We start from the raw sequence: 9,360 nt of genomic DNA on the forward strand, positions 1-9,360 counted from the left end.
AGCACGGGCCGGCGCGTCGTGGGGCGGATGGCCGAGGAGGCCACCACCGCCTGTCCCACCAGCGAGGAGACGAGGGTGGACTTGCCGGCGCCTGTCGAGCCGCCGACGACCGCGAGCACGGGGGCGTCAGCCGACTCCAGGCGCGGCAGGACGTAGCCGCCCAGCTGCGCCGCCAGGTCATGGGCCTGCCGACGGCTCGCCTCGGCGCCGGGCAGCCGGTAGGGCAGCTCGACGGCGTCCAGGCAGGCTCGCAGTCCGGCGACCTGCGTCAGGAGGGTGTCAGGCACCGCGTACCCGCAGCTGGGGACGCAGGTCCTGCGGGTCGGAGGGCACCCAGGTCTGCGCGTCGGCCGGGGTCTGCTCGCCGGAGCGGATGTCCTTGACGGAGTCCTCCTCGCCCTGGGCGCCGGGGAACCAGACGAAGGGGATCCCGCGCTTGTCCGCGAACTTGATCTGCTTACCGAACTTGGCCGCGGTGGGCGCGACGTCGGTGGCGATGCCGCGTCGGCGCAAGGCGTCAGCCACGGCGTCCGAGGCAGCTCGGTGCTCCTCGTCGGTCACGGCCACGAGGACGGCCGTCGGCACCGCCCGGCTGACCTCGACCAGCTCGTCGGCAATGACGCGTGAGAGCAGGCGGGACAGTCCGATCGAGATGCCCACGCCCGGGAAGGTGCGCTTGCCGTTGGAGGCCAGGGAGTCGTAGCGCCCGCCCGAGCACACCGATCCCAGGTCCTCGGCCCCGGCCATGAAGGACTCGTAGACGGTCCCGGTGTAGTAGTCCAGGCCTCGGGCGATCTTGAGGTCCGCCACGATCGCGCCGGGACGACGGCGGGCGGCGGTGGTCAGCAGGCCGGACAGCTCATCCAGGCCCGTGGCCAGCAGCTCGGTGGGCTCAGCGCCGTCAAGGGCCTGGGCCACCGCCTCACGCACGGCCTGCGGGTCCGGGGAGCAGATCGTGGCCAGGCGCAGGGCCGCCTGCGCCTGGGCCTGCGTGGTCCCGACAGCCTCAACCAGCTCGGCCGCCACGGCCTCGGGACCGATCTTGTCGAGCTTGTCCACCACGCGCAGGACCTCGATGAGCTGGTCGTCGCCGATGCCGATGGACTGGTAGAAGCCCTGGGCCACCTTGCGGTTGGACACGTGGATGGTCACGGCCGGGATCGGCAGGGCGGACAGGGCCTCGTGCATGATGAGCGGGGCCTCGACGTCGTAGTGCAGCGGCAGGGCGCCGTCACCCACGACGTCGATATCCACCTGGTAGAACTCGCGGAAGCGGCCCTCCTGCGGGCGCTCACCACGCCAGACCTTCTGGATCTGGTAGCGCTTGAAGGGGAAGTGCAGGACTCCGGCGTTGTCGACGACGTAGCGGGCGAAGGGCACGGTGAGGTCGAAGTGCAGGCCTAGCTGCTTGGCCGGATCGACCTCCTGCTCCCGCTCGCTGGGATCAGCCTGGAGACGGGACAGGAGGTAGACCTCCTTGGAGGTCTCCCCCTTCTTCGTCAGCTGGGTCAGGGGCTCCACCGCGCGGGTCTCGATACCGCTGTAGCCGTGGAGCTCGAAGGTGTGCCTCAGGGTGTCGATGAAATGCTGCTCGATGACACGTCCGGCGGGAAGCCACTCGGGGAAACCAGACAGGGTGGACTGGGCTGGGCGCGCAGATACGGATGAGGCCATGGCCGGCATTCTCCCACGTCCTGGCACCGGCGCTAAACCCCGGGCGCCACGGGCGCGGAGCGCGCAGGATCAGGCGTGTCGGTCCCCGCCGCGGACCTTGGCCTCGGCCAGGTAGGGGTTGCCTCGGTGCTCGTGCTCCATCGTCGTCACCGCCCCATGCCCGGGCAGGAGGACCGTGGCCGGGTCCACGGCCTGGGCTAGGAAGCGCAGCGTGGCCCACATCTGCACCTGGTCCCCGCCGGGCAGGTCGGTCCGTCCCACGCTGCCCTTGAAGATGACGTCTCCGCTCAGCGCCAGGAGGTAGCTCTTCTCCTCGACCGTCGAGGGGTCGTCAAGGACCTCGGCCTCGTAGAGCAGGTCGTTGTCGCCCAGGGTGGCGTTGAGGAAGAACATGCTGGAGCCCTCCGAGTGCCCCGGGGCAGCCACGGCCTGCAGGGCCACGCCCGGCACGATCTCGAAGGCCTGGGAGAAGGCGGAGGCGGGCAGGATGCGCAGGTCGCTCGGAGCCAGCCACGGGCTGGAGGCGAGCTGGGCGAAGGTCATCCCGTTGGCCCGGATCGCCGTCGTCGTGTCCGGGTCCTCCAGACGGTAGCGGTCGGGCTCGGGGACGTAGACGGGCACGGTTACCGCGTCCTGACTGGCGAGCATCCCCTCTGCGTGGGCGGCGTCAATGAGCCGCTGTGCGTCCCAGACGTGGTCGGCGTGGCCGTGGGTGAGCAGGACCGCCCCCAGGCTCAGGCCGTGGGAGCGCAGCAGGGCCAGGGCGCCGCGCGTGGCACCGGCTCCGGGGTCGACGACGAGGGCCGGGCACCCGGGCCCGTCAGCCAGCACGTAGCAGTTGGCGCCGAAGACAGCAGCGAGGGTGCGCTCAAGGATCATGAGCCCAGCCTAGCCGGGCAGGATGATGCGCTCAGGATGGGTGTAGACGTTCATCCGCTGCCCGCGCACGAAGCCGATCAAGGTCATGCCGACCTCCTGGGCGACCTCGACGGCCAACGATGACGGAGCGCTGATCCCGGCCAGGACGGGGATGCCGGCCATGGCCGCCTTCTGAGCCAGCTCAAAGCTGGTGCGCCCGGAGACGAAGAGCACCGTGCCGCGAGCCGGACGCATCCCCTGCTGCATGGCCCAGCCCACGACCTTGTCGGTGGCGTTGTGGCGCCCCACATCCTCCCGGGCCACGAGCAGCCGGCCCGAGGCGTCAAAGAGCGCGACGCCGTGCAGGCCCCCGGTGGAGGAGAAGACCTTCTGGGCCTCGCGCAGCGCCCCAGGCATGGCCAGGACCGTAGCCGCCTCGACCTGGACGTCGTCAGCGTGCAGGTCCCAGGGCACCTGGGTGCGCAGCAGGTCGATCGACTGGGTCCCGCACACCCCGCAGGCCGAGGAGGTGACCACCTGTCGCAGGCGCTCACGCGGGACCTCCACACCCGGTGCCAGGCGCAGGTCCAGGACGTTGTAGGTGTTGACGGGCTGGCCGGTGGCGTCGTCCATGACCGAGCCCGCGCAGTAGCGCGCCGTCCGAACATCCTCCAGCGTGGTGATGACGCCTTCGGCGGCGAGCAGGCCCTGCGCGAGCTCGACGTCGTGGCCTGGAGTGCGCATCGTCACCGTGTAGGGCTCACCACCCACGCGAATCTCCAGCGGCTCCTCGACACTGAGCGTGTCCACCCGGCCCCACCCCGCGGGGTGGTCGGCGTCGATCGCCAGGATGCGGTGACGCGAGGTCAGCCTCGACATCAGAAGATCGAGTCCTCGGGCCACTGGCCTCCAGGCTCAGTGACCGAGCGTCCCTGCGCCAGCTTGTCCATGAAACGACGCCGCTGGGGACGCACGGTGTAGACGGGGTCCTTGGCGCTGGCCAGCCCCGCGTAGTAGATCGCGAAGCGCGTGCAGGCGCTGCCGGCGATGAGGGCGGCGCCGCTGACCGCGGCCACGGCCCGGTTGCGACCGGCGAAGAGCGCCCCGACGCCGCCGATGCTTGTCAGGATCTTCGCGGCCTTGTGCAGAGTGCCGGCCCGTCCCTCGTGCAAGGGCTGGCCCTCCTCGCCCAGACGCCGCTCCATCATGTGGTCGGCTGCCAGGTCACAGGCAGCGGCCACGGCGGCCAGGCGCCGCACCGGCGCGGTCTCACAGGGCCTGTTGAGCAGGAGGTTGAGCCCGCAGCCCGCTCCCTGGCCCGAGGCCACGAAGAGGAAGGGCATCTCGCGGTAGGCCTGGTGCCACAAGGGCGTGGCGGTGTCGGAGAAGAGCACCGCCGTGTAGGCCGCCAGCGGCGGGGCAAAGAAGGCGGCTCCGGCCGAGGCGAAGATGGAGGAAACGTCCACCAGCTCCCGCCACCACGACTCACGCGGCAGCCAGGGCTGGATGATCTCCAGGGCCGCAGCTCCCCCGGTGAAGACCGAGAAGCCGGTGAGGATCCACGAGCCCACGCTCATGGGGCTGGTGAGCTTGGCGGTGCGCATCATGTTGAGGAAGCGCTCGGGCCGTCCCAGGTCGATGACCAGGGCCGTGGCCCCGATGCCCAGTGAGCCCAGTCCCGCGATACGGGCCACACGCCTCAGGGAGTGGCGGTGGGTGATGTCCGCCCCTGCTCCAATGAGACCTGATCCGGCTGCCATGCCACCGAAGAAGAGGTAGATCGCGATCTCCTCCTCCCAGGGTGCGGGCTTGACGATGTTCTGCCCGTAGTAGGAGGTGAACTCGGCCTCCGGCACCACCCAGTCCGGGCCCACGGCCTTGCGACGTCGCCGCTTCCCGTCGCGCTGTGGCACGGGCGGACGCAGGGAATCGAGGTCGGTGACGGTCACTTCTGCCTCCCGTGAGCGATGAACATGCCGAGGGCCGTGGCGATCATGGCCGTGCCCGCGACGCCGGCGAAGTTGAACATGGAGGCCAGGTCAGCCGTGGGGACCTCGGGGTCCGGCGGCAGGCCGTATGCCTCAGGCTCGTCCATGAGCAGGAAGACCGAGCCGGTGCCGCCCACCCCGTCCTGCGGGTTGGCGCCGTACAGGCGGGCCTCGGTGTGTCCCTGGGCGTGGAGCTCAGCCAGCCGTGCCCGGGCCCGGCGCACCATCTCGTCGTGGTCACCGAACTGGATGGACTCAGTGGGACAGTTGGTCGCGCACGCTGGCCTCTTGCCTGCCTTGAGGCGGTCGTAGCACAGCGTGCACTTCTGGGCGTTGCCGCCGTTGGAGATTTCCTCGCTGTGCCCACCGATCGTGATGGTGCCCTTCTCACGGCGGTCGATAACGCCGAAGGGGCACGCAGCCACGCAGTACCCGCAGCCGTTGCACACGTCGGCCTGGACGACGACGGAGCCGAACTCGCTGCGGAAGAGCGCCCCGGTGGGGCACACGTCCAGGCACCCGGCGTGGGTGCAGTGCTTGCACACGTCCGAGCTCATGAGCCAGCGCACTACCGGCAGTCCCTGAGGCTCCTGCGCGGCACCCTGGCCCGGCCGAGGGCCCTGACCGGGAACTCCGCCGTCCGCCGTTGTCCCCTCCTGCTCGGCCCAGCCGGGCCGGTGCCCGGGCATTCCCAGCGCCACCACCCCCGAGCGCCGCGCAGCGGCGACCTGCTCGCTGGTCTGCTCGACGAAGGCCACGTGGCGCCACTGATTGGCACCCAGGTGGTAGGTGTTGTCGAAGGAGTTGCCGGAGAAGGTGTTGCCGTGCTCATGCTCCTGGCGGGCCGGGACGCGGTTCCACTCCTTGCAGGCCACCTCACAGGCCTTGCAGCCGATGCAGATCGAGGTGTCGGTGAAGAAGCCCTGGCGCTTGTACTCACGGCCGTACCCCACGTCACGCAGCGGGTCGGTGGGGCCGTGCAGCTGGTTACGAAAGATGCTCATGCGATGCTCCCGGATGCGGTGGCGAGGCTGCCCAGCGGGTCCTGGCCGGTGGTGGGGGTCAGGCCCGCACGGCGCTGGTACTCACGCATGAGCTCCAGGCGCGCCGGGCCCGTGGGACGCCGGCCGGGACGGATGTCGACCGTCGAGGCCTTGGAGTCCTGGATGTGGGTGTTGGCGTCCAGCACGATGCCGAGCAGGTCGTTGGCCGAGTCGCCGGTGGTGATCGAGGTGGTGCCGTTGCCCCAGTGGAAGGGCATGCCGATCTGGTGGACGGTGCGTCCACCGATCTGGAGCGGGGTGAAGCGGTCGGTGACCAGGACACGCGCCTCGATCACGCCGCGTGGCGAGATGAGCGTGGCCCATCCCCCGTTCTCCAGCCCCCGCTCGTCGGCCAGCTGGCGGTCAACCTCGCAGAACATGGCGGGCTGGAGCTCAGCGAGGTAGGGCAAGGTACGGGTCATGCCGCCGGACGTGTAGTGCTCGGTGAGACGGTAGGTCGTGAGCACGTAGGGGTAGACCTCGGCACCCGGCTGGCCTGCTGAGGGAGCGAAGAGGTTGTCCGCCCGGTCGAAGTTCTCCCGGGTCGGGTTGGCCTGCAGGGCGTACAGCGGGTTGGCCAGGGGCGACTCCTGCGGCTCGTAGTGGGTCGGGAAGGGGCCGTCCACCAGTCCCCGCGGGGCGAAGAGCCAGGCCTTGCCGTCAGCCTGGGCGGTGAAGGCATCCGTCCCGTCCAGGCCTGCCAGCCCGTGCACGCCCTGCGGCGCCACGTAGTCCGGGGCCTTGGTCGCCGGGAAGTCCGGGACGTCGTCGCCGACCCAGCGTTGCGACTCCTCGTCCCACCACACCAGCTTCTTGCGCTCGGACCACGGCCGGCCCTCGGCATCAGCCGAGGCCCGGTTGTACATGATGCGGTTGTTGGCCGGCCAGGCCCAGGCCCAGTTGTGCGCCAGCGGCCCGTCCTGCTCGTCACGGTCAGGGCGCAGCGCTGCGTGGTTGACGCCGTCGGCGTAGATGCCGGTGTAGAGCCAGCACCCCGCCGAGGTCGAGCCATCGTCCTTGAGGTCGGCGTAGGCACTGAGCGGCTGGCCCTTCCTCTCCCCCTCCAGGTGGTAGCCGTTGATCTCGGCCACCACGGACTGCGGGTCGATCTCCCCCTCAGCGTCGGTGAGGTAGTCCCAGGTCATGTCCAGCAGGAGGCGGTCCATCGGGTCGGTGGAGTGGGCGAGCTTGTCCTGGATGCGCTTGCCAAGCAGGTAGTAGAACTGGAGGTCTGACATCCCCACCCCCGGAGCGTCCACGGCCTTGTGGCGCCACTGGACCAGACGGTGGGTGTTGGTGAAGGTGCCGGCCTTCTCCGCGTGAGAGGCGGCAGGCATGAGGAAGACCTCGGTGCCGATCTCCTCGGTGACCAGCTCACCAGTCTCGATCTCCGGGGCGTCGCGCCAGAAGTTCGACGTCTCGGTCTCGCGCAGGTCACGCACCACCAGCCACTTGAGCCTGGACAGCGCCAGACGCTGCAGACGCGAGTGTGCCTGGGCCACCGCCGGGTTCTGGCCGATGACGAAGTAGCCCTCGACCCCGCCGTCCATCATGCGCAGGACTGTCTGGTAGGTCCCGTGCGCACCGGTGAGCCGCGGCAGCTGGCCGAAGTAGAAGTCGTTGTCCGGCGTGGCGGACTGCCCCCACCAGGCCTTGAGCAGGCTGACGGTGTAGGCCTTGGCCGCCGCCCAGCTACCCTTCTGCTCGGTGGAGGACACTGCGGCCAGATACTGCTCCAGTGTGTCCGACTTCCCGGCCACGGGCATGGGCAGATAGCCGGGCAGGATGTGGAAGAGCGTGGGGATGTCGGTCGAGCCCTGGATCGAGGTGTGCCCGCGCAGGCCCATGATCCCTCCGCCCGGACGCCCCATGTTGCCCATGAGCAGCTGGAGGATGCCGGCGGCCCGGATCATCTGGGCGCCACCGGTGTGCTGGGTCCAGCCCAGGGCGTAGCAGAAGGTCGTGGTGCGCTCACGGCCCGAGTTCGCCACGACGGCGTCGACCAGGTAGTCCAGGTCCTCGCGGCTGACTCCGCAGACCTCCTGGACGAGCTCAGGGGTGTAGCGGGCGAAGTGACGGCGCAGCAGGTTGAGCACGCAGCGGGGGTTGGCCAGCGTCGGGTCGGTCCTGATGCGCGAGCGGCGCATCGGGTCGCCCTCCAGGCCGTCATCAGCCTCGTACTCCCACATCGCGGCGTCGTAGGTGCCGGTCGCCTCGTCGTAGCCGGAGAACAGCCCGTCCAGGTCCTCGGTGTCGGCGTAGCGCTCGCTGACCACGGAGGTGGCGTTGGTGAAGGTCAGGACGTAGTCCTTGAACCACAGCTCCTCGCTCAGGACCCGGTTGATGACGGCGCCCAGCAGGGCCACGTCACTGCCGGTACGGATAGGGATGTGCCGGTCAGCCTGGGAGGAGGTACGCGAGAAGCGCGGGTCGATGTGAATGACCGTGGCCCCACGCTTCTTGGCCTCGATGACCCACTGGAAGCCCACCGGGTGCGCCTCGGCGAAGTTGGAGCCCTCGATGATGACGAGGTCGGCGTTGGCGATGTCCTGCAGGGACAGGGTCGAGCCTCCTCGCCCGAAGGAGCCGGTGAGCCCGGGCACGGTAGCCGAGTGGCAGATCCGCGCCTGGTTCTCCACCTGGATGACACCCGAAGCCGTGTACAGCTTCTTCATGAGGTAGTTCTCCTCATTGTCCAGGGCCGCGCCGCCCAGGTGCGCGATGCCCAGGGTGCGGTGCAGACCGGTGTGACCGGCGTCGTCGGACTCCTGCCAGGTACGCCGGCGGGTGTCGATGTAGCGGTCTGCGATCATGTCGATCGCCGTGTCCTGGTCGAGCTCCTCCCACTGGGTGGAGTAGGGCCGGCGGTAGCGTACGGTGGCGATGCGGGTAGGCGAGTTGACCAGCTGCTCAGAGGCAGAGCCCTTGGGGCACAGCCGTCCACGGCTGATCGGGGAGTCCGGGTCACCCTCGATCTGGATGATCCGCTCGTCCTTGACGTAGATGAGCTGTCCGCAGCCCACCGCGCAGTAGGGGCACACCGAGCGCACCACCCGGTCCGCGGTCTCGGTACGGGCCTGGACCGCCTTGGTGGTCGGCGAGGTGACCGAGCGCCCACGTCCCAGGAAGTCGCCGGAGACGACCTGACGGACGACGGGCCAGTCCAGGAGAGTTGGCAGCTGTGCCATGGGGACCTCCGGGTCGCGAGTACTCAAGGAGCGAGGCAGGGGGCCTGCGTCTGCTGGGGCAATCGTAGGCCACAAGTCCCACCTGCGTGACGCACCTGGCACACAGAGACTCTCCACCCTTGTTCCGCCCCGGGATGACGTACCTGGAGGCCCCGGCCCCGGCGGGTCGGCCGGCCCCAGAGCCGGACGAATTTAGAAAGACAGGTGTCCAACAAACCTCGATCGGCCTCGACGGCTTTCGCCCTGGGCACCACGAGCACCGCCTCCTGCTCACCGCGGGCTCCTAACGGGTAGGCTCGTGACGCTGTCGCCCTGCGGCACCACCACCATCACCCGGCCTCGGCCGGGCGGACACGGAAAGGGCACGCGCGTGCCCGACCCCGTCAACCACTGAAGGAGCACATCGTGACCGAGCAGTCCGAGCAGTTCGAGCCGTCCCAGCCTGAGACCCTCAGCGCTGCTGAGCCTGTCACCGAGTCCGTCGCCGCCCAGGCGACCGACCCCCAGCCCACCAGCCCCGAGCCGGAGGCCTCTACCGAGCCCGAGGCCGCGGCTCCTGCCGAGCCGGCCCAGGAGGCTCAGCCCACCGCCGAGGCGGACCAGGCCCCG

7 protein-coding genes and 1 pseudogene are annotated in these 9,360 nt (G+C 69.7%); 1 reads left to right on the top strand and 7 read right to left on the bottom strand.

The genetic code is table 11. The annotated features are described in order from the left end of the window. The 7 genes from HMPREF0058_RS10625 to fdh form a co-directional block, all read right to left on the bottom strand. The coding region (locus tag HMPREF0058_RS10625) for a GTPase domain-containing protein (protein WP_006549800.1) at positions 1-287 on the bottom strand (287 nt) is incomplete at its 3' end. Next, the gene (gene hisS / locus HMPREF0058_RS10630; RefSeq protein WP_006549801.1) at positions 280-1,683 is read right to left on the bottom strand and encodes a histidine--tRNA ligase; all 1,404 of its coding nucleotides are present in this window, start codon (positions 1,681-1,683) and stop codon (positions 280-282) included. The genes hisS and HMPREF0058_RS10625, both read right to left, overlap by 8 nt. Positions 1,684-1,743: 60 nt before the next feature. Continuing rightward, a complete protein-coding gene (locus tag HMPREF0058_RS10635; protein WP_006549802.1) occupies positions 1,744-2,553 on the bottom strand; it encodes an MBL fold metallo-hydrolase in 810 nt (269 codons plus the stop codon). A gap of 9 nt (positions 2,554-2,562) precedes the next feature. Further along, complete coding sequence (gene fdhD, locus HMPREF0058_RS10640; RefSeq protein ID WP_006549803.1) at positions 2,563-3,411, bottom strand: formate dehydrogenase accessory sulfurtransferase FdhD; 849 nt, start codon at positions 3,409-3,411, stop codon at positions 2,563-2,565. Continuing rightward, positions 3,411-4,481 (bottom strand): NrfD/PsrC family molybdoenzyme membrane anchor subunit, encoded by a 1,071-nt coding sequence (gene nrfD / locus HMPREF0058_RS10645; protein WP_006549804.1) that lies wholly within the window; start codon positions 4,479-4,481, stop codon positions 3,411-3,413. The genes fdhD and nrfD overlap by 1 nt, the downstream gene beginning before the upstream one ends. Further along, positions 4,478-5,524 carry a 4Fe-4S dicluster domain-containing protein gene (locus HMPREF0058_RS10650; RefSeq protein WP_006549805.1) on the bottom strand — a complete coding sequence of 349 codons (1,047 nt, stop codon included), beginning with the start codon at positions 5,522-5,524 and terminating at the stop codon, positions 4,478-4,480. The genes nrfD and HMPREF0058_RS10650 overlap by 4 nt, the downstream gene beginning before the upstream one ends. After that, positions 5,521-8,751: a formate dehydrogenase gene (gene fdh, locus HMPREF0058_RS10655; protein WP_006549806.1), complete on the bottom strand. Its 3,231-nt coding sequence runs from the start codon at positions 8,749-8,751 to the stop codon at positions 5,521-5,523. The genes HMPREF0058_RS10650 and fdh overlap by 4 nt, the downstream gene beginning before the upstream one ends. A gap of 405 nt (positions 8,752-9,156) precedes the next feature. On the opposite strand from fdh, the pseudogene HMPREF0058_RS12870 reads away from it, so the two are divergent. Beyond that, positions 9,157-9,360, top strand: a pseudogene (locus tag HMPREF0058_RS12870) (hypothetical protein); the annotation flags it as partial.

It is taken from the genome of Actinomyces urogenitalis DSM 15434 (assembly GCF_000159035.1).
Classification (GTDB): domain Bacteria; phylum Actinomycetota; class Actinomycetes; order Actinomycetales; family Actinomycetaceae; genus Actinomyces; species Actinomyces urogenitalis.